Raw genomic sequence first — 22,973 nt, forward strand, 5'->3', positions numbered from 1 at the left:
TCCCAGTGAAGGTTGTCGCGCTGGCCACAGCGGCCCTATTGCTCACCGCAGCCTGTACTCCGGGATCGGACAATCCGGGTGACGCCGCGAGCGCGCCCAGCACCATCAAGACGGACGCGGCGCAGTTGGGCGACGTCACCCTGACCGTGTGGGACCAGGAGGTCCGCGGCGGCCAGGCGGCCCAGATGGCCGAGCTGAACAAGCAGTTCCAGGCGAAGTACCCGAACATCAAGCTGAAGCGGGTCTCCCGCTCGTTCGACGACCTGAAGACCACACTGCGGCTGGCGCTGTCCGGCAACGACGCGCCGGACGTCGTACAGGCGAACAACGGGCGTTCCGACATGGGTGAGTTCGTCAAGGCCGGGCAGTTGGTGCCGTTGGACAAGTGGTCCGACGCGTACGGCTGGAAGGACCGCTATCCGGAGACCGTGCTGCAGTACTCGCGCTACTCCGCTGATGGCAAGACCTTCGGCCAGGGCGATCTCTTCGGCCTGCCGCAGGTCGGTGAGGTCGTCGGGATCTACTTCAACAAGACCAAGCTCGGCGCGCTCGGGGTGGAGCCGCCGAAGACCTGGGCGGAGTTCGAGGACGCGCTCGGCAAGGCGAAGGCGGCGGGGCAGCTCCCGATGCAGTTCGGGAATCTCGACAAGTGGCCGGCGATCCACGTGTTCGGCACGGTGCAGGGCAGGTTCGTGCCGGCCGACCAGATCACCACGCTGGCGTTCGGCCGTCCCGGGTCGAGTTGGAAGACGCCGGAGAACCTGGAGGCAGCCCAGGCGGCGGTGTCGTGGGTGGACAAGGGCTACTTCAACCAGGGCTTCAACGGCCAGGGGTACGACCCGGCCTGGCAGGACTTCGCCAAGGGCAACGGCGTCTTCCTCATCGCCGGGACCTGGCTGCAGGCGGATCTGGCCAAGGCACTCGGGGACAAGGTCGGGTTCATGCTTCCGCCGGGTGCCTCGGCGGAGGAGAAGCCGGTCGTCACCGGTGGAACGGGGCTGCCCTTCGCCATCACGAACAAGGCGAAGAACCCGGACGCGGCAGCGGCGTACATCAACTTCATCACCAGCGCCGACGCGATGAAGGTGCTCACCTCGACCGGCAACCTGCCGATCGCCGACACTTCCGCACAGCAGGCGCCGCCCGGCCTCGCGGGCGACATCTTCAGCGCCTTCGGTACCGCGGTCAGCAAGGAAGGCCTGGTTCCGTACCTCGACTACGCCACGCCGACCATGTACGACACGATCGGCGCCGCGTTGCAGGACCTGCTGGCCAAGAAGGCGACTCCGCAGCAGTTCGTCGACAAGCTCGAGGCCGACTACAGCAAGTTCACCGGCAGCTGAGGGGCCCGCTCAGGTAGAGGGCGCGTCGCAGGTCTTGGTCAGCGGCGAGTGCAGCCGATTGGCCAGCACGCGTCGCTGGGTGGGCTGCGCTTCGGTCTGGCGGACCAGGCCTTCGTCGGTCAGGCGGACGTTGATCGCGCGACGGTCCTCGGGGCACATGTGCCGCTCGACCAGGCCTGCGGTCTCCAGCCGGCCGATCACGCGGGACAGCGCGCTCTGGCTCAGGTGGACCGACTTGGCGATGGTCTGCACCTTGGCCGACTGCTCGGGGAGCTCGGCGAGCCGCTCGAGCACCTCGTACTCACTCATGCCCAGTTGGTGACCGGCCTGCAGTTCGCGGTCGAGCGCGCAGGTCAGGTCGGCGTGACGGGCCAGGAGTTGGCGCCACTCGCGGACATCGGCGCTGATCTCACCAGTCTCAGCGCTGACCTTCAGGTCGGTCATGGGGGCGACGTTATCATGCAGGCGCATTCAATGCAAGCGCATTTAATGCCTAGACATTAGATGCACACGCATGCAATGCTCTCTTCTCGTGACACAGACAACGCACACCACCACACCGGACCGCCTGACCTGGGACGCGCGCCTCTGGGGCGCCCTGCTCGTGGTCTGCGGCGTGATCTTCCTGGACGGCCTGGACGTCTCCATGGTCGGCATGTCGCTGCCGGCGATCGGCGCGGACCTGGGTGTCTCCCTTTCCTCCCTGCAGTGGGTCGTGACCGGCTACGTCCTCGGGTACGGGGGTCTGCTGCTGCTCGGTGGGCGGACCGCCGACCTGCTGGGCCGCCGCCGGGTCTTCCTGATCGCGCTGGCCGTCTTCGCCGTCGTCTCGATGCTGAGCTCGCTGGCCACCAACCCCGAACTGCTCATCGCCGCGCGGTTCGTGAAGGGCGTCGCCGCCGCGTTCACCGCGCCGGCCGCTCTGTCCATCATCACCACCACCTTCCACGAGGGCCCGGACCGCAACCGGGCGCTCAGTATCTTCACCACCTGCGCCGCCAGCGGCTTCTCGATGGGGCTGATCCTCGGTGGCCTGCTGACCGAGGTCGGCTGGCGCTGGACCTTCCTGATGCCCGGCCCGGTCGCCCTGATCGTGCTGCTGTTCGCGATCAAGCTGATCCCGAACAGCCCGCGAGACGAGAGCGCCGGCGGGTACGACGTACCGGGGGCCGTCACCGTCACGGCAGGCATGCTGACGCTGGTGTTCGCCGTCGTCGGTGCCGAGACCGCCGGTTGGGGATCCTTCCGCACGATCGGTCTGTTCGTCCTGGCCGCCGCCCTGCTGGCCGCCTTCGTCCTGATCGAGATGCGCACCAAGCACCCGCTGGTCCGGCTCGGCATCCTGCGCCTGTCGAACCTGCGGAACGCGAACCTCGCGATCATGACCGTGTTCGGTGCCTACGTGTCCTTCCAGTTCATCGGCACGCTGTACCTGCAGAACCTGCTCGGCTGGTCGTCCTTCGAGACCGCGCTCGGCTTCCTGCCGGCCGGCCTGCTGGTGGCCTTCCTGTCGCCGAACGCGGGCAAGCTGGCCGACCGGATCGGTACCGAGCGGATGGTCGCGGCCGGCATGGTCCTGTTCGTGGCCGGCTACGCGCTGTTCCTGCGGATCGGCCAGCAGTCGGACTACGTGGCCACTGTGCTGCCGACGATCGTGCTGATCGGCCTCGGCTTCGCGATCACCTTCCCGGCGCTGAACATGCAGGCCACGAACGGGGTGGACGACAACGAGCAGGGGCTCGCGTCCGGCCTGTTCAACACCTCGAGCCAGGTCGGCGGCGCGATCGTCCTGGCCGTCACCACCGCGGTGATCGGCAGCCAGTCCCACGGCGTCACCGTGCCGAGCGGGATGCTGGCGGCGTACAAGCCGGCTCTGGTGGTTGTCACCGGTATCACTGTGCTCGGCCTGTTGATCGGTCTTGTCGGTCTAAGGGGTCTGGCCGGCCGCCGGGCCGCCGCGGCAGCCGAGGCCGCCGAGCTCGAGGCAGTACAGAAGGAACTGGCGGAGGAGATGACGCCGGTCGCCTGAGAATGACCGGTCGCCTGTCGGGGGCCGTGAAGTACATAGAGAACGCAGTGCGGGTCTCGGGCTACTCCGCCGAGACCCGCACTGCTTGTTGTTGCTCGTCGTTGTTGTTGGCGCCGAAGGTGTCATGCCTGCTGTGTTGGGCACCAGTGTGTGATGGCTGGTGAAGGGTCGAGGGATCGTCTTCTGGCCGGGCGGTACCGGTTGCTCGGATCGCTCGGACGCGGTGGCATGGGTGCGGTCTGGCACGCCCATGACGAGGTGCTCGACCGTGAGGTGGCGATCAAGGAGATCGTGTTCCCGCCCGAACTACCCGACGGCGAACGCGACGTACTCCGTCGGCGGACGCTGCGGGAGGCCCGCTCGGCCGCCCGGCTCAGTCACCCCAACGTCGTCGCCGTGTACGACGTCGTGGAGGAGGAGGGGCGGCCGTGGATCGTGATGGAACTGGTCAAGTCCCGCACACTGGCGGACGCTCTGCGGCAAGACGGTCCGTTGCCGTCGCGGCAGGTGGCGAAAATCGGTCTGCAGGTGCTGGCCGCCTTGGAGGCGGCTCACCCGGCGGGGGTACTGCATCGTGATGTGAAGCCCAGCAATGTGCTGCTCGCGGACGATGGCAGAGTCGTACTGACCGACTTCGGGATCGCAACGCTGGAAGGTGATCCGTCGCTCACCCAGTCCGGCACGTTGGTGGGATCGCCGGCGTACATCGCGCCTGAGCGGGTCCGGGCCCGGGGTGCTGGGCCGGAGTCGGATCTGTGGTCGTTGGGTGCCACGCTTTATACGGCGGTTGAGGGGCGGCCGCCGCATGATCGTGGTTCTGCGTTGCCGACGCTGACTGCCGCTGTGACCGAGGCGCCAGATCCGCCGCAGTTGGCGGGGACGCTCTGGCCCGCGCTGGAGGGTTTGCTCCGGAAGGAGCCGGCCGAACGCATCGACGCCCCGACGGCTCGCCGGTTGCTCGAAGTGGCCGCTGCTCCGCCCCCGCTCGTCATCCCGCGACCCCCAGTCGTCGCTCGTGAACCAACTGGTGCCTCGGATCATGGGGAGGAAACCCGTGTCATCGCTGTGCCTGCGGTCAGTGCGGGATCGCCGCCGTCGAAGAAGTGGGGACCCAAGGTGATGGCCGTGGTGGTCTCTGTCCTGCTGGCTGGGGCTCTGGGTGCTTGGGCCTTGATGAGGCCGGACGACGACAACAACCTCGGGCAGCAGCCGGGTGCGGTCAGCGCGTCGCCCACGGTGACGCCGAGTTCGCAGGCGCCGCGCAGTACGGCGACTGCTCCACGTACTACGCCGACCGCGCCGCGCAGTACGCCGACTGCGGCACCTAGTACGCCGCGTCCTTCCAGCGCGCCCACATCCGCGCCCACCAGCCGGCCGACGGCCGATCCTTCAGGTGCGGTAGTTCCGGCTGGGTTCGAGCGGCACAGCGATCCCACCGGGTTCTCGTTGGCGGTGCCGAGCAACTGGACCGTTCGGCGTGAGGGCGGGCGGGTGTACTTCCGGGAGCCGGGCGGGTCGCGTTTGCTGCTGATCGACCAGACCGATCAGCCCAAGGCGGACCCGGTGGCCGACTGGCGCCAGCAGGAGGAGGCGCGGCGGGACGGTTATCCGGAGTACCGGCGGATCCGGATCGAGGCGGTGGACTACTTCCAGAAGGCTGCGGACTGGGAGTTCACCTATGCGGTAGGGGACGGACGTCAGCATGTGCTCAACCGCGGCGTCGTCACCAGTTCGCGGCAGGCGTACGGCATCTACTGGTCGACGCCGGAGAGCCAGTGGGCCGACAGCCAGCAGACCTTGCGGACCATCACGAGCAGCTTCCGCCCGGCCTCCTGAGCGCCTGAGATCGCGCGGTCAGGGGCCGGACGGGGGACTTCGGGGCGATCCCCGATTGGTTTCGACCCGTCCGGGTGCTGGACTGGGTGCATGAGCGATCAGAGCAACGACTACGACGCCCGCGTCAAGGACATCCTCGACCGCGTCGCCAAGGGCCACCTCACCAGCGACGAAGCCGCGACCCTGATCGCCGCCATCACCAAGTCACCCACTCCCACCGCGACAGACCCTGCCGCAACGGTCTCCGCCACCGTGGATGCCCCGGCGGCCGAAGTAGCAGATGAGGGTCCTGCGGCTGCGGCAGCAGACAGCGGCACCGCCGACGTACCTTCACCGTCCGTCTGGGCGGAGGTCGTCGACTCGCCTGACGCCTCGCCGTCGCCCACCCCGAAGCACGCTGGGCCCTCAACCACGGCAACCGAGGAGGAAGCACCCACCGCCTCGATCCCCGACGCAGCCGACGCAGCCGACGCCGTTGCGTCTACCGGGGAGGGCAGCGTGGTGGATGACGAGGCTGAGGAGGTGGAGACCGAGCACAGCAATGTGCCGGTGCCGTCGGGAGTTCAGCGAGTGACGATCAGGGCCATCGGGCGGCGGGTTCGGTTGATCGGTGAGCCGGCGGTGAGCGGGGTCGCCGTGGACGGGCCGCATGTGATCAAGCGGGACGGCGACACCCTCGCGATCAGCAGTGAGGGTGACATGGGGGTCTCGATCGACGGGTTCAGCATGTTGCGCAACCCGACCAACCTCAAGTCGCACGTGAACGGGCTCGCCAAGGAGTTGTCCATCCGGGTGAACCCGATGCTGAACGTGGAGATCGAGGTCACCGGTGGCAGCGTCAGCGCCGAGCGTCTGCCCGGTCTGACCCGCGTCCGCGTGACCGCCGGTACTGCGAAGGTCACCGACGTGGACGGCCCGATCGACCTCCTGGTGCAGGCGGGTTCGGCCAGCCTCGACGCGCAGATCACCAAGGGCCGGTCCCGCGTCCGGGTCGAGTCCGGCGCCGCGACGGTCAACCTGCGCCGCGGTTCCGACGTCCGCGTCCACACCGAGTCCCAACTCGGCCGCGTCACCTGGACCGGCGCCGTCTCCGGCCAGAGCAAGGACGTGGAGATCGGCCGCGGCCGCGCCGCCCTCGACGTAGAGGTCCTGGTAGGCACCGCCCAGATCGCCTCCGACTGATCGGTTCTACTGCTCCGAAGCCACCGCCACGGGGATCCGGCGGAGGCTTCGGAGTGGCGAGAAGATCAGCCAGGCGGAGCCGAGCAGGGTGGCGACGCCGGAGATCAAGAGGGTGGGGCGGAGGCCGAAGGCCGTCCCCAGCAGGCCGCCTAAGAGGCTGCCGATCGGGGCGGCGCCCCAGGCTACGAAGCTCATCGTGGCGCTGACCCGGCCCTGGAGCTCGGGCGGGCAGAGGCGTTGGCGGATGCTGATCTGCAGGATGTAGCAGACGATGATGCAGATCGCGGCGAGCAGCATCGCCAGCACGTACCAAGCCAGCCGCCAGCCTGGGCCGGTCAAGGCCTGAAGGCTGAAGGCGACTCCGATGCCGACGGCAGACCAGAGCAGCGCGCGGGCCTCACCCAGGCGTGCGGACAGGCGTTCGGTGAACCACGCAGCGGCCAGGGCTCCCAGCAACCCGGCCATGCTCAGCAACCCGATCGTGCTGGGGGACAACCCGACCTCGCGCACTAGGAAGACCACCATCACCGCGCCGCTCGCCGACTGGAAGAGCATCGTCGTGGTGGTGTTCAGGGCGATCGGCCGCAACAGCGGATGCCGGAAGACGTAGCCCAGTCCTTCGCCGATCTCGCGGCGCAGGTTCGGCTTGGCCGCGGCGGCCGGCCGAGGTTCCGGAGTACGGATCGAGCGGAGCCAGAGGGCTGACCAGATGAAGCCGACCGCGTTGAGTCCGAGAGTGACCGCGGCCGACAGCCACTGGACCAGGAACCCGCCCGCGCCGGCTCCGACCACCGCGGCGAACGAGTGGTTGGCGGCGAGCTTCGCGTTGCCCGGCAGCAGTTGTTCCGGAGCCAGCAGCCGCGGGGGATACGCGCTGTGCGCCACGTCGAACAACACGGTCAACACCCCAGCCACCGCGAGTACGGCGTACAGCTGCGCGAGCGTCAGTACTCCGAACCACGCGGCGACCGGGATCGACCCGAAGAGCAGCGCCCGGCCGAGATCCGCCCAGACGAGCACCGGCAGACACCGGATCCGGTCGATCCAGGCGCCGGCGAACAACCCGAGCAGCAACCAGGCGGCCGTCTCGCAGGTTCGCAGCAGGGAGACCTGGAAGGTGGTGGCGTTCAGGGTGAGCACCGCCAGCAAGGGCGTCGCCATCATGCCGAGGCGGCCGCCGAGCTGGCTCAGCAGATCCGCGATCCAGAGGCGGCGGAAGTCGGCGTGGCCGAGGATGCCGGACGTCATGGAGGCGACGGTAAGCCCGAGAGTTGAGCCTTGTCGACTCAATGCCAACTAAGTTGAGTCGACTCCACTCAAGTCTGCGCTGAGAATAAATAGTTGCGCCGCCTTATATAACTGTTAGCGTATCCAGCGCTCTAGGATGACCTGCATCACATTTCCGGAAGGAGCGGCTGGAATGGCTGCTATCGAGGCGACGGGCCTCGTCAAGACGTTCAAGTCCAGGAAGAACACGGTCAAAGCGCTCGACGGCATTGACCTCGAAGTCCCCGAAGGCAGCGTCCTCGGCCTGCTCGGGCCCAACGGCGCCGGCAAGACGACCACGGTCCGGGTCCTCACCACTCTGATGCAGCCGGACTCCGGCAGCGCGCGGGTGCTCGGCCACGACGTGGTGAAGGAAGCCGACACCGTCCGCCAGTTGGTCGGGCTGTCGGGGCAGTACGCGGCGGTCGACGAACTCCTCACCGGCCGGGAGAACCTGTGGATGTTCGGCCGGCTCTACCGGCTGACCAGCGAGCAGGCGAAGCGCCGGGCCGACGAGTTGCTGGAGATCTTCGACCTCACCGAGGCGGCCGACCGGATCCTGAAGACCTACTCGGGCGGTATGCGCCGCCGGCTGGACCTGGCCGGCTCGCTGATCGCCCACCCGAAGGTGCTGTTCCTCGACGAGCCCACCACCGGGCTGGATCCGCGCAGCCGGCTCGACCTGTGGCAGATCATCCGCGACCGGGTCAGCGAGGGAGTCACCATCCTGCTGACCACGCAGTACCTGGAAGAGGCCGACGAACTGGCCGACAGCATCGCGGTGGTCGACCACGGCTCGGTGATCGCCCGCGGTACGGCGGACGAACTCAAGGCGAAGGTGGGCGGTGAGCGGATCGAGGTCGTCGTGCACGACCCGGACGAGACCTATCGGGCGCTCGAGTTGCTGACGGCGGCGCTGGAGATCACCGATCCCGACGCAACCACGCTGGAGAAGCACACCAAGCGGCTGACGGTGCCGGCGCCGGGTGGGTCGAGCGCGCTGGTGGACGTGATCCGGACGCTGGACGGGGCCGGGATCCGGATCGCCGACATCGGGTTGCGGCGGCCGACGCTGGACGACGTGTTCCTGACCCTGACCGGGCACGCCACCGACAACCCGGACACCGGTGCCGACGAGGCGGCCGGCGACACGGGCAAGGGGTCAGGCAAGGCGGCAGACAAGGCAGAGAAGGCCGGAAGGAAGGTGCAGTCATGAGCGCGGCCGAAACGCCGTCCAAGGTGAGCCCGTTCGCCCGGGCGGTGTCCGATGCCGGCGTGCTCGCCTGGCGGAGCCTGAAGCGGATCCCGCGGACGCCGGACATGCTGATCTACGCGACCATCCAGCCGATCATGTTCGTGCTGCTGTTCGCCTACGTGTTCGGCAACGCGATCCCGATCCCCGGCTTCCCGGGCGCCCGCGCGTACCGCGAGTTCCTGATGTCCGGCATCTTCGCGCAGACGATGGCGTTCGCGGTCGCGTCCGCGAGCGTGGGGCTGGCCGACGACATGTCGAAGGGGCTGATCGACCGGTTCCGGTCGCTGCCGATGGCGCGGTCCGGGGTGATCGCCGGCCGGGTGATCGGCGACGTCGTGTTCAACGCGTTCGTGATGCTGGTGATGGTCATCTGCGGCTTCATCGTCGGCTGGCGCTGGCACAACGGGTTCGGCAACGCGCTGGCGGCGTTCGCGATCCTGCTGCTGTTCGCGTTCGCGATGCTGTGGGTGGGCGCGCTGATCGGGTTGTCGGTGGGTGGTCCGGAGGTCGCGGCCTCGGCCGGGCTGATCTGGCTGTTCCCGCTGACGTTCCTGTCGAACGCCTTCGTGCCGACCCCGAACCTGCCGAGCGGGCTGCAACCGGTGGCCGAGTGGAACCCGATCTCCTCGATCGTGGCCGCCTGCCGCCATCTGTTCGGCAACCCGTCGCCGTTCGCCAGCCCGGACGGCTTCCCGGCCCAGCATCCGGTCTGGCTCAGCCTGATCTGGTGCACCGTCATCATCGGCGTCTTCGCGCCGCTGGCCGTGAACAAGTACCGGCGGGCCACCGGGCACTGAAGCCCGCGAGCGCGCCAAACCTTCCGGGTCTGGCCGCCGCACCAAGCTTTCCGGGCCTGTACCGCGAAAAGCAGCACCCCCGGCGCCCGAGGCGCCGGGGGTGCTGCCGTCACCGGCGTGGACTCAGCCGGTGAAGGGCACCGCGGCGACGATCTCGACCGTCACGGGCTTCCCGTTGGGAGCCTCGTAGGTGGCCTTCTCGCCCTTCTTCTTGCCCAGGATGGCCGAGCCGAGCGGGGACTGCGGCGAGTACACGTCGATGTCGACCGACGTGTCCAGCGCGAGCAGTTCGCGGGAGCCGAGCAGGAAGGTCTCCACGTCGTCGTCGCCGGCGAACTTGATCGACACCTTCATGCCGGGGCCGACGACGCCGCCGGACTTCGGGGTCTCGCCGACGCGGGCCCGGCGCAGCATGTCCTCCAACTGCCGGATCCGGGCCTCCATCTTGCCCTGCTCGTCCTTGGCGGCGTGGTAGCCGCCGTTCTCCTTCAGGTCACCCTCGTCGCGGGCGTCGCTGATCCGCTGGGTGATCTCGGCGCGGCCCGGACCCTTCAGCTCCTCGAGCTCGGACTTCAGCTGGTCGTAACCATCCTGTGTCAGCCAGACAACGCTGTCCTCGTCGATCTTCTGCGTCACGGGCTGCTCCTTTGTCGATGGGATGGGTAGAAAAGCTTCAGGCCGCCGTCGTCGACGGCGACCAATCCACTGAGCCTAGCAAGTTCGCGCTCAGAACCCCACAGTTCTGTGCCCGCTCAAACACCGCGCAACCGTTTGCGTAGGCGGAGAGGCAATCGTTTGCCGTCGCAACCGTCCGTCAGCCGGTCAGTTCGGCCGGTGAGCGTCCGCGGTGGTGCAGCCGACCAGTACCACGGCCGTCGCGGCCCGCTGGGTGGTGAGCGTCGACTCGATCGACTGCTGCCGCGGGGAGTCGGCCGCGACGGTGACGGTCAGTTCGCCGACGATGGAGAAGTCGGCCGCCTTCGCCTGCAGCCGGCAACTCGCCTCGACCGACTCGGTGCGGTCCACCTGGATCGTGGCCTTGGCCGAGGTCGGCGAGGTGATGGTGAAACCGAGCAGCCGCGACGAGACCGGCGGGTTCGACTGGAGCAGTGCCACCCACAGCAGCCAGACCAGCGCGACCAGGGACAAGGTCGCGATGATGCCCAGAACCAACGGCTTGCGGCTGCGTCCGGTCCGCCCGTAGCGGGCGTCCAGATCGGTGCTCGCGGCGTCGGTCCGCGCGGCTGGGTGTGGGTCGGTCACTGGTTCTCCTCGGGCTTGGAGGACCATTGTGTCTTGTGACTGAAGATCTTCGCCTGCTGCATGTCCATGCTCACCCCGATGACGAGTCCAGCAAGGGCGCCGCATCGACCGCCCGGTACGTCGCCGAAGGCGTCGACGTGATGGTCGCCACCTGTACCGGGGGCGAGCGCGGCTCGATCCTGAACCCGAACATGGATCGCCCGGACGTGCTGGCGAACATCACCGAGATCCGCCGCCAGGAGATGGATGACGCCCGGGAGATCCTCGGTATCCGGCAGGAGTGGCTCGGCTGGGTCGACTCCGGCTTCCCCGAGGGCGATCCGCTGCCGCCGTTGCCGGACGGCTGCTTCGCCTCGCTCAAGGTCGAGGACGCGGCCGCGCCGTTGGTGAAGCTGATCCGCGAGTTCCGCCCGCAGGTGGTCACCACGTACGACGAGAACGGCGGCTACCCGCACCCGGATCACGTGATGTGCCACCAGATCACCGTGGCGGCGTTCGAGGCTGCCGGTGATCCCGACGCGTACCCCGAGCTCGGCGATCCGTTCCAGCCGCTGAAGCTCTACTACCACCACACCTTCCACCGCGAGCGGATGAAGGCGCTGCACGACGCGATGATCGAGCGCGGCCTGGAGTCGCCTTACGCCGACCGGCTGAAGGACTGGAAGCCGGATCCGGAGAACGAGAAGCGCATCACCACCCGGGTGGAGAGCTCGGAGTACTTCGCGGTCCGGGACCGGGCGCTGCTCGCGCACGCGACCCAGATCGACCCCGAGGGCGCGTGGTTCGCCGTACCGCTGGAGGTTCACCAGACCGCCTGGCCCACCGAGGACTACGAGTTGGCCCGCAGCCTGGTGGACTCCGAACTGCCCGAGGACGACCTGTTCGCGGGGCTGCGCTGACGGCGGGGCGAGACGGTGAGACACTGGCGTGGTGAAAGCGACGACCCATCTTCTGAGCATCAGGCTGCCGGCGACCGAGATCGACCCGAACTCGGTCCGGCCCGGATGGGTCGCGCTGCTGATCGTGCTGGCGCTCGGTGCCGCCACGGTGCTGCTGATGCGCAACATGGGCAAGCAGTTGAAGAAGATCGACTTCGAGCCGGACGATGGTGCGCGCGACCGAGCACCGTCCGACGTCCCGCCGACCGAGGACAGCTCAGCGGACCCGGCTGGCGATGTCGCGCAGACGCCGACCCCACCCCACCGCCCCGGTCAGGTGCCGACGACGACTGAGGACTCGGCGGACAGCAAGAAGAAGTAGCAGCGGGTCACCGGCTGCTCCGGCCCGCCGAAACTCGGTGCCGACGGCAACGGCCAGATCCCGGTTGTCGCCGAAAGTCACGCTCAGGCAACCGTTTGCGCATCCCTGATCACGAGATGGTGTCGTGCCGGGACACTCTGAGTTGGCTGACCCTATAGTGTGCGCGTGTCCAACCTAGGTGCCCAGGGCCGGAACGCTCTGTGACCGCGACCCGCGCCGCCCGGCACCGCATGCCCGGACGTCTGGTCGCGGGTGGAGCCGCCGCAGTCTCCGTCGCCGCGATCGCCATGGCGGTCGCCTTGGTCGCGGCCGGCAGCGAGCCCTCGAGAGACGGGCTCATCACCGGGCCCAGCGCCTTCACCGAGTGGCTACTGCCCTTGTTCCGGGTGGTTTCCGTGATGGCGACGGTCGGCTGCGCGGGCGCGTTGCTCGCCGCGGTGGTGCTGCTGCGCACGGACGGCGGCCCGTTGGGCGTGCAGGGACGGCGCGCGGTCCGGGACGCGAGCAACTCCGCGATCATCTGGGCGATCGCCTCCTTCACCGGGGCGATCCTGACCGCCGCGGTGCTGCTCAACACCCCGGTCACGCTGCTCCGGCTCCGGCTGGACAACGCGCTCGGGGTGCCCGAGGTGAAGGGTCTGCTGATCACCGGCATCCTGGTCGTCGCCCTGGCCGTCGGTATCCGCCGCGTCCAGACCTCTTCGGCGGCTGGACTCGGCGTGCTCGTGGCCATCACCGCGTTGGTCCCACCCGCCCTGACAGCGTTCCCGCGCAATGAGTCGTACGTCGTACTGGCGGGCGCCGCGCTTGTCATCCACGTGATCGCCGCGACCAGTTGGGTCGGGGGACTGGCCGGCCTGGTCCGCTACGGACGCGCCAGCCGCAGCGGCCTGCCGCTGGTGCTGGAACGCTTCAGCCAGGTTGCTCTGGCCTCGTCGATCGCCCTCCTGCTGAGCGGGTTGATCAGTGCCGCCGGCCGACTCGCAGCCAAGGGTGGCGGCTTCGGCGCGGTCCTCGACGTCCTCACCGCGGACGCGTACGGCGCCCTGCTGCTCGCCAAGACCGTCGCCTTCGTCGTCCTCATCATCGGCGGTCTGCTTCACCGCCGCCACACCATCGGCGACCACGAGGTATCCGGTCCCCGCTTCTGGCAACTCGTCGGCGGCGAACTCTTCATCATGGCCGTCGCGCTGGGCCTGTCGGTGGCGCTTTCCCAAGTCCCCTAACGTGGAGGTATGGCCTCCAACGAGCTCGGTGTGTCCACTTCTCCCTATCTGCGGCAGCATGCGGACAATCCGGTGCACTGGCGGGAGTGGTCCGACGCGGTGTTCGCGGAAGCGCGGGAGCGGGACGTGCCGGTGTTCCTGTCCATCGGCTACTCGGCTTGTCACTGGTGTCAGGTGATTGCCAGCCCGCTCCAGTTGGACCCCGTAGGGTCGGGATCCCTGTGATCCAGGCGCAAAACGCGGCTTGTTGGCGCATGGCTCGGCCATATTCCGCAGCGTCTGCAACACCTAATGCATCACGCTGATGCATCGCGTGACACCCGAACGACACGATGGTGGCGGGGCCATTTGCACCGCCCCAGGCTGATCACCGCCTCAAGCTATCCGATATCGCCCCCGGTCCGAACGGCCGTGGATGCGAGCCTCTGGACGAGTGCGGTCGAGAGGGCGAACGATGGTCAACTTCTGCTGGGCAAGGCGCATCCTGGTAAGAGCCGCCGACCCTCACAGAGCCGCACGCCGCAGCGAAGGTCAGGCGGAGCGGCGGTGCTGTTGCTTGGGCTGGGGGAGGAGGGTCGCCATGCGGCGATGCGCGCCCGGTTCGGACTCGCGATCCGGCGCGGTCGGCTGGCTCGCCGCCATCAACCTCTCCACCTCCTTCTCCGAGAGAGCGATGTGGCGATCCTCGTTGGCAAGCAGCTGATCGAGCCGCCAGCGATCCGGGTGCCTCACAACCGGCGGTGGGACTAGCTCGCGATCCTGGAGGTTCTGGTAGCCCCGCCGATGCCCCCAACGGTAGCGCGCGATCACCTCTTGCGCGCTGAGGAATACGCGCCTCGGGTCAGGTCCCGCGTCGAACGCGATGCCGGACTCGCTGACCGGCTCATCGTGCGACCGAGCCGATCGTCCGGGCGTGTAAAGCGTGATGGACCAGGACCGCGGCGCGATCCGCGGAGATGCCGCGTCCTGACATGAACCACGTCCTGGGTGAGATGAGTCGATGGCCTGTGACTCCCTATAGACAATGATGGGCAGAAGTACTCCATGCAGCACGTGATCGTCTCTCACGCGCTCGACCCTCTCGACGATGATCCAGACGCCTGTACGCCAGGTATGCTCGGCTGCTGCGATCGAGTCAGGATGTATCGCTTTCGGTCAGAGCTGGACACCTGCAGGCCCTTGCCTTGGACCGGGGATTGAGAAGGCCGTCGGTTCGATTCCGACAGGCGGCTCCATGAAAGGCCCTCTGACCAGGCAAAACGCCTGAGTCAGAGGGCCTTCTTATCGAACCGGATCTGCCAGGTACGCACAAAAGTACGCAAAGATGGGCAGGGTTGTGCAGGTGTCCGCAGTGGTGTAGGCCGCGCGGGTGTGTGGGCGGGTTTGCTCTCACCTGCGTGTATGAGCGAGTCGCGGACTGTGACCGGGGTGCATGCCCTCGGGAAGAGCCTTGAAGCTGTCGGGCCGTGCAGGGGCTGCTCGTGGTCTCGTTCTGGCGTCAATGAGGGCTCTGCCTGGTATCCCTGTTGTCCCAAGTGGGGCGTCGGCTCGGAATGACCCGGTAGCGGTCGCGCAAGAGGCGATAGAGCGCCGCCGATGAGACCCAAGATGGACCTGGTCGTGGCTTGGTCCTTTGGCACTCGCAGAAGGGTCTTGGTCTGGGCCTGACCGAGGCGATGTAAAGCCGAGCAGCGGCCCGAGATCTGCCCGTTGACTCCGTAGGGCAGCGAGTTGCTGAGGTGTTCCTCGCTCGAAGAGCGCTCGTGTCGTCTACGGGCGGAGTGGGGCGGTACTCGATCGGTACGTCGGTGTCGCGGAGCTGGGGCTGAGCCGAGGTCCGTGCGCCATTGTTCGACGTAGGCGTCTTGGGTCTGTCCGAGAGCGGGCTTGAAATGCCTGGGTAGGGTCGCCTGGGAGACGCCCGTCGCTGCGGCCAGGGCCTTTGTCTAGCCAGGGGCGCTCGGGCTGGGGGTGGATATATGTCAACGCGTCGCGCACGACTTGATCGCGCACTGCGCCCAGCTATGAGGTGCCCTGCACTCCGGATGGCGGGCCGCGGCTAGCTCGGCTTCGGTGTGGGCCTGTGGTGCGCTGGGCGCAGGGTGGCGAGGAGGGTTGGAATCAGTGAGTCGGCGGCGGTGTCTGAGGACAGTCGGCCGGCGTCTACTTCGTCTGCTGCGGCGTGCAGGATGGCGTAGAAGACGGCGGTGAGCCAGTCGCGGGTGAGGTCGTTGCGGAAGGATCCGGTGTCTTGTCCGCGAGCGATCAGTTGGTCGACGTGGCGGAATGCGGGGTCGTGGTGGGCGCGGAGTGCCTCGTGCCCGATGGCTGTGAGGGCCACGGTTCGGACTTTGCGGTGGCGGTCGAGGATCGGCCACGAGGTTCGTACGAGTCGCTCGAGGGCGTCCTCGACCGGGCCGGTGTCGAGGCCGAGATCTGACAGGGCGTCAGCCGTGTCGGCGACGGCGCGGTGCACAACAGCCTCGAGGAGCAGTTCGCGTGTTGCAAAGTGCTTGTACAGCGTGACTCGGCCAACGCCCGAGGCGGTGGAAACCTCGCTCATCGATGGAAGTGTTCCTTGAGCGAGGAGTCCCCTGGCAGCGGCGAGAATTGTCTCGGTGTTTCGCTCGGCGTCCGCGCGCCGCCGGGGTTGGTCGGGTGTCATGCTACAAAGCGTACGGACTGCTCGTAGCCGGTTCAGTGGCCGTGTCCGTGCCCAACGACAGCCGCTGGCTTTCCGCCCGGCACCAGTACGAGCGCCACGAGCGCCGCCGCACCCGCAGCGACGGCGCAGGCGAGATACGCGTCGGTGAATCCGTCAACGCTAGCCGCCGCACCGTCGGGCGTGGACAGGCTCGCTGCGGCAATCGTCGACACAACGGCAACTCCGATGCTTCCGCCGAGCTCGTGGAAGGTGTTGACCACACCCGAGGCGACACCTGCTTCCGGCGTAGGCACATTGGCCAAAGTGGTGGTGGTCGCCGTGACAAAGACCGGGCCGATGCCGATAGCAGCCAGCAGGAAGCCCGGCAGGACCGAAGTGGCGACGCTGTCGCCGGGGGAGACCTGAGTCAACAATGCGGCGCCGGCTGCGACCAACGAGAAGCTGGCGACAGCGATAACCCGGCCGCCAACCCGGCTGATCAGGTGCGCGGCTGCCTGAGCGCCGACGGTGATGGCGAGTGCAACGGGGAGGAACAGCAGCCCTGTCTTGAGAGGACTGAACCTGAGCAGATGTTGGAAGTAGAGCGAGGTGAGGAAGAACAAGCCAAGTAGCAGCCCTGTCGCCACCAACATGAGGAAGGTGCCCGACACGACAGGGCGGCGGGTCAGTGTCTGAATCCGCATCAGCGGAACAGCAACCCGTGTCTCGACCAGTACGAACATGCCGTACCCGATCGCGGCGCCGGCGAGAGCGGCCAATGTCCCGGCTGAGGTCCAACCAGCCTCGCCTGCGTGGACGAGGCCGTAGATCAGCAGTGCAGTCGCGCCGGTGACCAGCATGGCGCCGGGCACGTCGATGCTCTGACGCTCTCTGTCCACATCTGCTGCCACGAGCCGGGGAATGAGCGCCAGGACCAGCACGCCGATTGGCACGTTGATGATGAACACCCATTGCCAGCCCGGGCCTGCTGTCAGCAGGCCGCCGAGCAGTACGCCGATCGCGGCGCCGGTGCCGCCGATTGCCGCCCAGACCCCCAGTGCCCGAGTTCGGTCCTTCCCGTGGAACCTGGTGGTGAGGATGGACAACGCCGCTGGGGACATCAGTGCCGCACCGATCCCTTGCGCCGCCCTGCCTGCGATCAGCAGGCCTGCGTTGGTTGCCAAGCCGGCTGCCAGTGATGCCAGCGTGAAAACGCCGAGCCCGGTGAGCAGCATGCGACGGGCGCCGAAAACGTCGGCGAGGCGTCCGCCGAGGATCATCAGGCCACCGAAGACCAGGGTGTAGGTGGTGACCACCCAGGTCAGGGATTCGCGGCCCAGGCCGAGATCGTCGCCGATGCTCGGCAGAGCGACCTGCACGACGGTGATGTCGACGATCAACATGAATTGAGCGAACGCCAGCAATGTCAGCGTGATCCACCGACGTGGATCAGCTCGTCCCGCGACCGGAGGTGTCTGCTGGGGTGATTGGTGTGTCATCTGGTCTCCCTGTGTGGCCGTAGCGACATCCTCGACTAAACTGAACACTAGTGTATAGTTTATATACTGTACGGGGGTATGGCTAGTGGGAGGAGTGCGCTGTGGTGGGTGAAAGCTTTGCGCCGCGGATCGCAGTTGCTCGGACGGCTGAGGTTCGGTTCAGCTATGCCCGCGCGGGGAGCGGGCCGCCGGTAGTGCTGGTGCCTGGAGCCGGTGGATGGCGCCTGACTTTCGGTGCGATGGTGGCTGAACTTGCCTCCAGGTACACGGTTTATGCAGTGGATCCGCCGGGCCAAGGCGGCACTCGGGTTCTCGGATCAGACTTTGCTCACGATGCGGATGCGGTTGCTCTTTCCATCGCCGACTTCCTTGATGCGGTCGGTCTGTCGCAGGTGGCAATGGTGGGCCATTCGTGGGGCGGCGGCTTCGCGTTGCGGCTTGCTGAGTTGCAGCCCGAGCGGATCAGTCGGCTCGTACTGCTGGCGCCGGCGGGGCTGGATGTGCCTGATGTCTGGGAGTTCCGCCTGCTCAGGTTGCCGATCGTCGGTGGGTTGGCAGCCCGCTTCACCTCGGCTGCTTCGCTGCGGCACATGCTGCGGAAGTCCTTTGCTCGGCCTGACCGGATGCCGGCCGATGAGGTCCTTCGTTCCGTGGCTGCCGCTATTCGGCACGAGCCGTCACTGCGACGAGACATGCTGCGTGTCGAGCGCAGCGTGCGATGGCGCGGCACGGAACGCGATCTCGGGCTGGTCGGATGCCCGGTTCTGATCCTCTGGGGAGATCGCGACCGGTACTACCCTGCAACGCTTCTCGATCGGTTTGCTCACCGGATCCCTGGCGTCCTAACGCACATACTCCCTGGCGCGGGTCACTCGCTGCACGACGACTGCCCCGAGCAGACCTACCGCCACCTGAACGCTTTTCTCGACCCACCCATGGAGGATCTGTGAACTCGCGCCGCGAAGCACCCGCGGTCAACGGCCTGGTGGTGTCCGGACTGGCGCAGATCGCAGCCGGTGCGCTGACCGGATTCCCGTACGCAGCAACCGTCTACAAGCCGGAGCTCCTGGCGAAGGCCGGGGTGCAAGCGCCCGGCCGCATCCGTCAGCTTCACCTCGACCTCATCATCATGGGAGGAATCGTCACGGCCGCCGGTCTTGCTCTGCCGCGGCTACCGCGCGCGATCTCGGTTCCCCTGGCCATCGGTTGCTGGACGAACGCGCTGGCCTTCGCGCCAGTCGCCATCCGGCCCTCCGTCGAGCACGCGAAGCCCTACCGCGCGGCGTTGGCGACCTCGTTCGTCACCACGACCGCCAGCTGGGTAGCGGTAGCCGGCATCGCCCTGCACCGCTGGTCGAACCGCAATAGGCAGCCGTCGCAGTCATGGTCGGCGCGGAGCACCAAAGGAGAGCAGGGAAGTTGAGTAAGAGGCGAGCTGTCATCGTCGGGGCGGGGATTGGCGGTCTGGCCGCTGGAATCGCTCTGCATCGGCGTGGGTGGAAGGTCAGCGTTCTCGAGCAGGCAGCCGAGTTGCGCGAAGTAGGAGCCGGGATCTCGCTGTGGCCGAACGCAGTGCGAGCACTGGACTTGCTCGGGTTGGGAGACCGGGTCCGCGGCCTGGGCGGAATCGAAGCTGCCGCGGGCTTCAGGGATTCCAGTGGCCGTTGGCTGTTCCGTTCTGACATCGCAGCCATCCGCGAGCGCTATGGCGACACGCTCATGATCCGCCGCCCGGATCTTCTCGAAATCCTGAGAAGCGCACTCCCCGTCGAGGCAGTCGTACTGGACGCCAGCGTACGCCAGGTAGTGCCTGGCGGACGGCAGGTGACCGTCACGCACACCCGAGGTGAGCACATCGGTGACCTGGTTGTCGGCGCGGACGGAATCCGCAGCACGGTTCGGGCGCATGTCTTTCCGGCCGCGAAGCCACCGGTTTACGCTGGTTACACCACCTGGCGTCTGATGACGCCCCCCTTGCGGATCCAGATCGAAGCCAGCGAGAGTTGGGGCCATGGCGAGCGGGTCGGGATCTTTCCACTCAGTGACGGCTCTATCTACTCCTACCTGACGGCCTCCGTCCCGCCCGATCTGCGCTACACCGATGACCACGCCGAGTTGCGGCGGCGATTCGGGCGATGGCATCAGCCGATCCCCGCGATGCTCGAAAGTGTCAGAAACGCGGAGATCCTGCGCCACGACATCTATCGGCTCCCGCCTCTTGATCGCTATGCCATCGGCCGTACCGTGCTGGTCGGCGACGCCGCCCACGCCATGACGCCGGACGTCGGCCAAGGCGGCGGGACCGCTCTCGAAGACGCTGTCGAACTCGCCGAGGTTCTCGATGAAATCGCAGACGTCGCTGCCGCGTTGGTTGCCTACGACCGCCGCAGACGCGGTCGCACGCAGGCGATAGCGCGCCAGTCAGCCTTGTTCGGTTCTGTCGCGCAATGGTCATTGCCGCCGTTGGCGATGTTGAGGAACGCCCTGCTCGGCCGGCTGCCGCCTGTGGTCCTGCTCCGCTCGTTGAAGCCGATGCTGAGTTGGCACACCTGACGTCGTCTCAGACTGCAACCTTGATCGCGCAGCCGCCATCAGTCTTGATCTGAGCTGTTGCCTGCAGCTTTGCTCCCGACGTCAGATCGAGTTTCGCGCCGCAGACCTGGCCGAGCGGCCCCAGGCCGTCCTCGCCCGTCGTTGGGCAGTCACCGGTACAAGGGCGGTGCCAGACGATCACGCGGTATACACCCGGCGGCAGCGCCCGGGTGACTGAGATTGGCTGGCCAGGGTAGGCCTGCTCCAGTAGTGGTTTGGCGGTCGTGTCCTCGATCCTCAAGTACCACAGGGTGTTAGGGGGCGCCTTGCCTTCCTGTGTGACTGTGACGGTTCCTGCGGCGACTGTCGCCAATGCGGCAGTGGGCGGCGCTGCCGAGGGGACCGGTTCGCTGGCGGCAGTGGTGGGCGACGAGAGGGGCGACCCGCCGCAGCCGCCCGTGAGGAGGACGGCTGCGGCGGAAAGCACCAGTGCGAGACGGTTCACTTCGCCCAGGTGATCATGGTGACAGTGCTGCCGGTCTTGATGGTCGTCACGCCTTTCGTCCCGGACGCGGCGGCGGCCTTGTCGGAGTGGGAGTAGATCGAGGCGAGCTGGTTGAAGTCGTGGCTGTTGGGGTGCTGGTTGGTGCCCCAGTTGTTGGTGTAGTCCATGCAGGTGCCGAGGTTGGGATTGTTGAAGTTCTCGTCCTGGTGTGCCAGACCGTAGGTGTGGCCGACTTCCTGGCACATCACGCCTTGCCGCTCGGCCGCGGGGGCGCCGGACTCGTAGGTGTCATTGAGCTTCACGCTGCCTCGGCTGATGTGACCGCCGGACAGATTGATGGACGCCAGACCGGCCCAGCCGTTGTTTCCGTAGGTGTAGTTGCAGACGCGGATCTGGCCGGTGGCCATCGGGCAGGAACTCCGGGTGCTGGTCGACGTGCTGCCCGCGACGACTCCGCTTTGGATGTAGGGGCTGGCGTTCCAGTCATCCTTGGCGACAGTGAGGTTGCCTGACCAGTTCGAGGTGACGCTGGAGATCAGCGGCGCCGTGACCTGGCCGCTCCGTGACCAGTGGTAGGTACCCCAGGAGTGGCTGGCCTGGGCGGGGAGTGCAGCCGCGGCGGCCGTGACGGCGAGCAGTGCCGCGGCAGGGATCGTGAGGATGCGAAGGAGTTTCATTGGGCGGTTCTCCTTTGGACGGTTCTCGCGATGGGCGGTGCGAGAGTGTCCAGGAAGTTACTACTAGCCAGCATAGTAGACCAGGGCGCAGTGCAAAGGTTCTCCCTAGAGATCAGCGGGACTGGCGAAGGAATGCCCTAATCCGCGGCGCGGTGCTGCCATCGGCGCGTCAGTGCCAGGCGCTGCTGGTGAAGTTGGCGTCTACTACGCCGCATCGTTGAGAAGGCCACTCGATGCCCGCGGCCGCCAACGATCCACAGGGCTGGGGAAAGGCCGTGACGATCGCTCTCGCCTTGCTCGCTACGTCGTTGCCATGTGCGCCGTCGGCGCCACAGTGTTGCTGTCAGTTGGTTGAGGACAGGAGTGATTGGCACGCGTCGCTGCAGCGCTGGCACGCCTCGCTGCAGATCCGGCAATGCTCGTGCATCTCGGCGTGATGCCGGCACTCGTCGCCGCACGCCGTACACGCCTGGATGCAGGCCTGGAGCAGGGCTCGGGTGACGTCAGCATCGTATGCGGTGTGGCGTGACAGCACGCGAGACGCGGTCGCGCAGATATCAGCGCAGTCGAGGTCGGTACGGATGCACTTGCGTAGCGGATCCACGTCCAGCTCCGAGAGACACGCATCCGCGCAGGCGGTACAGGCCTGGGTGCATTCGAGAAGGGCCTCGACCGCATCAGCCAGGAGAGTCCGGTCGAGGTTGATCGCTGCTGGGTAGGACTTGATCATTTCCCGTACGGACATGGCTCCTTCACCTCTCCAGTTGGTGGCAACATTCGGTACCCCGACGGAAAATTGGTATTCGTCAGCCGACACTGCCGCGCCGGGTACCGGCGCCGGCGCGCTTACTGCGCGCCTGCTGGTCTTGCCGCCGCCATCCGTAGCGGGTCAAACCCTGAGGCTTGAAGACCGACAAAATCAGGATGACCAGCAGCATCGACAAACCCCCGATGGAGTGCGGGAGCGTGCCGGGGAGTTGACGGGGATCGGCCGCGAATTGCGCTGTCTCACCGAGGTAGCGCACGGTCTGGGTCTCGATGAGCAACACCACTGTGGCGATCAAGGTCAGCAGGAACTTCACCAGCACCCAGTAGTGCCGCACCAGACCCCACGGCGTACCGAGCGCGTTAACGATCCCGATGACCACCGACGCAAGCGCGAGCGGCACGATGACATATCTAGCCACCAAAGCCATCGCCGAGTAGGCGCCGCGAACGGCATCGAGGTCCAGGCTCGTCACAGTGGTGACATCCAGCGCGAGGTACGCGACCACTGAGCCTAGCCAACCAACCGACGTGGCCACGTGAGCTGTAAGTACGACCTTCCGTAGCCTCGGGGGCATGGTCACCGGTCGGCCGGGCCGGCGTGACCATCCGTAGCTGATTGGACCGCTGTGACGCTGAACGGCGCGGCGCCGGTGTGCCGGCCAGGGCCGTGGCCGTCTCCTGCGCCGCTGAGCTTCAACGCGATGGCCGCAAGGATCAGGACAGCCACCACGATCGCCGAAATCTTCACCCAGCGCGGGGCCTTCGGTGGTCCGGCGGCAGGTCGACGGTGAGGCCCCGGAGAAGCGGCGCTGCCAGGGTCGGGGTGCCGGGTCGGTTCGGTCATCAGATCTCTCCAATTTTGCGAGACACTATGTCTGTATAGAATCATAC

General features: G+C 67.1%; 25 protein-coding genes. 13 read left to right on the forward strand and 12 right to left on the reverse strand.

Annotated elements, in window-relative coordinates:
- Positions 1-5: 5 nt before the first annotated feature.
- Positions 6-1,343 (forward strand): extracellular solute-binding protein, encoded by a 1,338-nt coding sequence (locus tag ABD255_RS33660; protein WP_344220863.1) that lies wholly within the window; start codon positions 6-8, stop codon positions 1,341-1,343.
- Positions 1,344-1,352: 9 nt separating this feature from the next.
- Here the strand turns inward: ABD255_RS33660 and ABD255_RS33665 are convergent, their stop codons facing one another.
- Positions 1,353-1,787: a MarR family winged helix-turn-helix transcriptional regulator gene (locus tag ABD255_RS33665; RefSeq protein WP_344220864.1), complete on the reverse strand. Its 435-nt coding sequence runs from the start codon at positions 1,785-1,787 to the stop codon at positions 1,353-1,355.
- An 88-nt stretch (positions 1,788-1,875) separates the two neighbouring features.
- Between ABD255_RS33665 and ABD255_RS33670 the strand changes: the two genes are divergently transcribed.
- From ABD255_RS33670 to ABD255_RS33680, 3 genes are all read left to right on the forward strand, one after another.
- On the forward strand, positions 1,876-3,372 hold the full coding sequence (locus ABD255_RS33670) for an MFS transporter (protein ID WP_344220865.1): 1,497 nt from the start codon (positions 1,876-1,878) through the stop codon (positions 3,370-3,372).
- Positions 3,373-3,525: 153 nt separating this feature from the next.
- A complete protein-coding gene (locus tag ABD255_RS33675; RefSeq protein WP_344220866.1) occupies positions 3,526-5,208 on the forward strand; it encodes a serine/threonine-protein kinase in 1,683 nt (560 codons plus the stop codon).
- A 90-nt stretch (positions 5,209-5,298) separates the two neighbouring features.
- Complete coding sequence (locus ABD255_RS33680; protein ID WP_344220867.1) at positions 5,299-6,390, forward strand: hypothetical protein; 1,092 nt, start codon at positions 5,299-5,301, stop codon at positions 6,388-6,390.
- Between the two features lie 6 nt (positions 6,391-6,396).
- On the opposite strand, the gene ABD255_RS33685 is transcribed toward ABD255_RS33680, so the two are convergent.
- Positions 6,397-7,638, reverse strand: a complete 1,242-nt coding sequence (locus tag ABD255_RS33685) for an MFS transporter (protein WP_344220868.1) — start codon at positions 7,636-7,638, stop codon at positions 6,397-6,399.
- Positions 7,639-7,810: 172 nt separating this feature from the next.
- Here ABD255_RS33685 and ABD255_RS33690 point away from each other — a divergent pair, with 172 nt between their 5' ends.
- Positions 7,811-8,872, forward strand: coding sequence for an ATP-binding cassette domain-containing protein (locus ABD255_RS33690; RefSeq protein ID WP_344220869.1), 1,062 nt, complete (start codon positions 7,811-7,813; stop codon positions 8,870-8,872).
- Positions 8,869-9,708: an ABC transporter permease gene (locus tag ABD255_RS33695; RefSeq protein WP_344220870.1), complete on the forward strand. Its 840-nt coding sequence runs from the start codon at positions 8,869-8,871 to the stop codon at positions 9,706-9,708. Before ABD255_RS33690 ends, ABD255_RS33695 begins: the two co-directional genes overlap by 4 nt.
- A 123-nt stretch (positions 9,709-9,831) precedes the next feature.
- On the opposite strand, the gene greA is transcribed toward ABD255_RS33695, so the two are convergent.
- Positions 9,832-10,344 (reverse strand): transcription elongation factor GreA, encoded by a 513-nt coding sequence (gene greA, locus ABD255_RS33700; RefSeq protein ID WP_344220871.1) that lies wholly within the window; start codon positions 10,342-10,344, stop codon positions 9,832-9,834.
- A gap of 186 nt (positions 10,345-10,530) precedes the next feature.
- Positions 10,531-10,971: a DUF4307 domain-containing protein gene (locus ABD255_RS33705; protein ID WP_344220872.1), complete on the reverse strand. Its 441-nt coding sequence runs from the start codon at positions 10,969-10,971 to the stop codon at positions 10,531-10,533.
- A gap of 35 nt (positions 10,972-11,006) precedes the next feature.
- On the opposite strand from ABD255_RS33705, the gene mca reads away from it, so the two are divergent.
- From mca to ABD255_RS33725, 4 genes are all read left to right on the forward strand, one after another.
- Entirely contained in the window at positions 11,007-11,870 is an 864-nt protein-coding gene (gene mca, locus ABD255_RS33710; protein WP_344220873.1) for a mycothiol conjugate amidase Mca, read from the forward strand.
- Positions 11,871-11,901: 31 nt separating this feature from the next.
- Positions 11,902-12,231 carry a hypothetical protein gene (locus tag ABD255_RS33715; RefSeq protein ID WP_344220874.1) on the forward strand — a complete coding sequence of 110 codons (330 nt, stop codon included), beginning with the start codon at positions 11,902-11,904 and terminating at the stop codon, positions 12,229-12,231.
- Between the two features lie 200 nt (positions 12,232-12,431).
- Entirely contained in the window at positions 12,432-13,457 is a 1,026-nt protein-coding gene (locus ABD255_RS33720) for a copper resistance D family protein (RefSeq protein ID WP_344220875.1), read from the forward strand.
- A gap of 9 nt (positions 13,458-13,466) precedes the next feature.
- Complete coding sequence (locus tag ABD255_RS33725) at positions 13,467-13,682, forward strand: DUF255 domain-containing protein (RefSeq protein ID WP_425554597.1); 216 nt, start codon at positions 13,467-13,469, stop codon at positions 13,680-13,682.
- A 306-nt stretch (positions 13,683-13,988) separates the two neighbouring features.
- Here ABD255_RS33725 and ABD255_RS33730 read toward each other — a convergent pair whose 3' ends face one another.
- The 3 genes from ABD255_RS33730 to ABD255_RS33740 all read right to left on the reverse strand — a co-directional run bounded on the left by ABD255_RS33730 (position 13,989) and on the right by ABD255_RS33740 (position 17,600).
- The gene (locus tag ABD255_RS33730; RefSeq protein ID WP_344220876.1) at positions 13,989-14,267 is read right to left on the reverse strand and encodes a hypothetical protein; all 279 of its coding nucleotides are present in this window, start codon (positions 14,265-14,267) and stop codon (positions 13,989-13,991) included.
- Between the two features lie 1,249 nt (positions 14,268-15,516).
- Positions 15,517-16,122 (reverse strand): TetR/AcrR family transcriptional regulator, encoded by a 606-nt coding sequence (locus tag ABD255_RS33735; protein ID WP_063745913.1) that lies wholly within the window; start codon positions 16,120-16,122, stop codon positions 15,517-15,519.
- Between the two features lie 32 nt (positions 16,123-16,154).
- Positions 16,155-17,600, reverse strand: coding sequence for an MFS transporter (locus ABD255_RS33740; protein WP_040453891.1), 1,446 nt, complete (start codon positions 17,598-17,600; stop codon positions 16,155-16,157).
- A 101-nt stretch (positions 17,601-17,701) separates the two neighbouring features.
- Here ABD255_RS33740 and ABD255_RS33745 point away from each other — a divergent pair, with 101 nt between their 5' ends.
- From ABD255_RS33745 to ABD255_RS33755, 3 genes are read left to right on the forward strand one after another with little or no spacing between them, the layout of a single operon-like run.
- Positions 17,702-18,550, forward strand: a complete 849-nt coding sequence (locus ABD255_RS33745; RefSeq protein ID WP_083933162.1) for an alpha/beta fold hydrolase — start codon at positions 17,702-17,704, stop codon at positions 18,548-18,550.
- The gene (locus ABD255_RS33750) at positions 18,547-19,023 is read left to right on the forward strand and encodes a hypothetical protein (RefSeq protein WP_020385325.1); all 477 of its coding nucleotides are present in this window, start codon (positions 18,547-18,549) and stop codon (positions 19,021-19,023) included. Before ABD255_RS33745 ends, ABD255_RS33750 begins: the two co-directional genes overlap by 4 nt.
- Positions 18,984-20,153 (forward strand): FAD-dependent monooxygenase, encoded by a 1,170-nt coding sequence (locus ABD255_RS33755; protein WP_051084608.1) that lies wholly within the window; start codon positions 18,984-18,986, stop codon positions 20,151-20,153. The genes ABD255_RS33750 and ABD255_RS33755 overlap by 40 nt, the downstream gene beginning before the upstream one ends.
- A 7-nt stretch (positions 20,154-20,160) precedes the next feature.
- Here ABD255_RS33755 and ABD255_RS33760 read toward each other — a convergent pair whose 3' ends face one another.
- The 5 genes from ABD255_RS33760 to ABD255_RS33780 all read right to left on the reverse strand — a co-directional run bounded on the left by ABD255_RS33760 (position 20,161) and on the right by ABD255_RS33780 (position 22,830).
- Positions 20,161-20,433, reverse strand: coding sequence for a hypothetical protein (locus ABD255_RS33760; RefSeq protein ID WP_157630307.1), 273 nt, complete (start codon positions 20,431-20,433; stop codon positions 20,161-20,163).
- Positions 20,434-20,633: 200 nt separating this feature from the next.
- Entirely contained in the window at positions 20,634-21,314 is a 681-nt protein-coding gene (locus ABD255_RS33765; RefSeq protein ID WP_020385328.1) for a hypothetical protein, read from the reverse strand.
- A gap of 343 nt (positions 21,315-21,657) precedes the next feature.
- Positions 21,658-22,059 (reverse strand): four-helix bundle copper-binding protein, encoded by a 402-nt coding sequence (locus tag ABD255_RS33770; RefSeq protein WP_020385329.1) that lies wholly within the window; start codon positions 22,057-22,059, stop codon positions 21,658-21,660.
- 61 nt (positions 22,060-22,120) lie between these two features.
- Positions 22,121-22,588 carry a DUF2269 domain-containing protein gene (locus tag ABD255_RS33775; protein ID WP_202806427.1) on the reverse strand — a complete coding sequence of 156 codons (468 nt, stop codon included), beginning with the start codon at positions 22,586-22,588 and terminating at the stop codon, positions 22,121-22,123.
- Positions 22,589-22,659: 71 nt separating this feature from the next.
- Positions 22,660-22,830, reverse strand: coding sequence for a hypothetical protein (locus tag ABD255_RS33780; RefSeq protein ID WP_020385331.1), 171 nt, complete (start codon positions 22,828-22,830; stop codon positions 22,660-22,662).
- Between the last annotated feature and the right edge of the window lie 143 nt (positions 22,831-22,973).

Origin of the sequence: Kribbella sancticallisti, assembly GCF_039530625.1 — a bacterium.
Taxonomy (GTDB): Bacteria; Actinomycetota; Actinomycetes; order Propionibacteriales; family Kribbellaceae; genus Kribbella; species Kribbella sancticallisti.

What these genes read in the sequence shown, in the direction of transcription:
- ABD255_RS33725 (WP_425554597.1), top strand. Translation starts at nt 13,467, where the DNA reads ATGGCCTCCAACGAGCTCGGTGTGTCCACTTCTCCCTATCTGCGGCAG.
- ABD255_RS33755 (WP_051084608.1), top strand. Translation starts at nt 18,984, where the DNA reads ATGGTCGGCGCGGAGCACCAAAGGAGAGCAGGGAAGTTGAGTAAGAGG.
- ABD255_RS33695 (WP_344220870.1), top strand. Translation starts at nt 8,869, where the DNA reads ATGAGCGCGGCCGAAACGCCGTCCAAGGTGAGCCCGTTCGCCCGGGCG.
- ABD255_RS33740 (WP_040453891.1), bottom strand. Translation starts at nt 17,600, where the DNA reads ATGACACACCAATCACCCCAGCAGACACCTCCGGTCGCGGGACGAGCT.
- ABD255_RS33680 (WP_344220867.1), top strand. Translation starts at nt 5,299, where the DNA reads ATGAGCGATCAGAGCAACGACTACGACGCCCGCGTCAAGGACATCCTC.
- ABD255_RS33675 (WP_344220866.1), top strand. Translation starts at nt 3,526, where the DNA reads ATGGCTGGTGAAGGGTCGAGGGATCGTCTTCTGGCCGGGCGGTACCGG.
- ABD255_RS33690 (WP_344220869.1), top strand. Translation starts at nt 7,811, where the DNA reads ATGGCTGCTATCGAGGCGACGGGCCTCGTCAAGACGTTCAAGTCCAGG.
- ABD255_RS33765 (WP_020385328.1), bottom strand. Translation starts at nt 21,314, where the DNA reads ATGAAACTCCTTCGCATCCTCACGATCCCTGCCGCGGCACTGCTCGCC.
- ABD255_RS33685 (WP_344220868.1), bottom strand. Translation starts at nt 7,638, where the DNA reads ATGACGTCCGGCATCCTCGGCCACGCCGACTTCCGCCGCCTCTGGATC.
- ABD255_RS33665 (WP_344220864.1), bottom strand. Translation starts at nt 1,787, where the DNA reads ATGACCGACCTGAAGGTCAGCGCTGAGACTGGTGAGATCAGCGCCGAT.
- ABD255_RS33770 (WP_020385329.1), bottom strand. Translation starts at nt 22,059, where the DNA reads ATGTCCGTACGGGAAATGATCAAGTCCTACCCAGCAGCGATCAACCTC.
- ABD255_RS33735 (WP_063745913.1), bottom strand. Translation starts at nt 16,122, where the DNA reads ATGACACCCGACCAACCCCGGCGGCGCGCGGACGCCGAGCGAAACACC.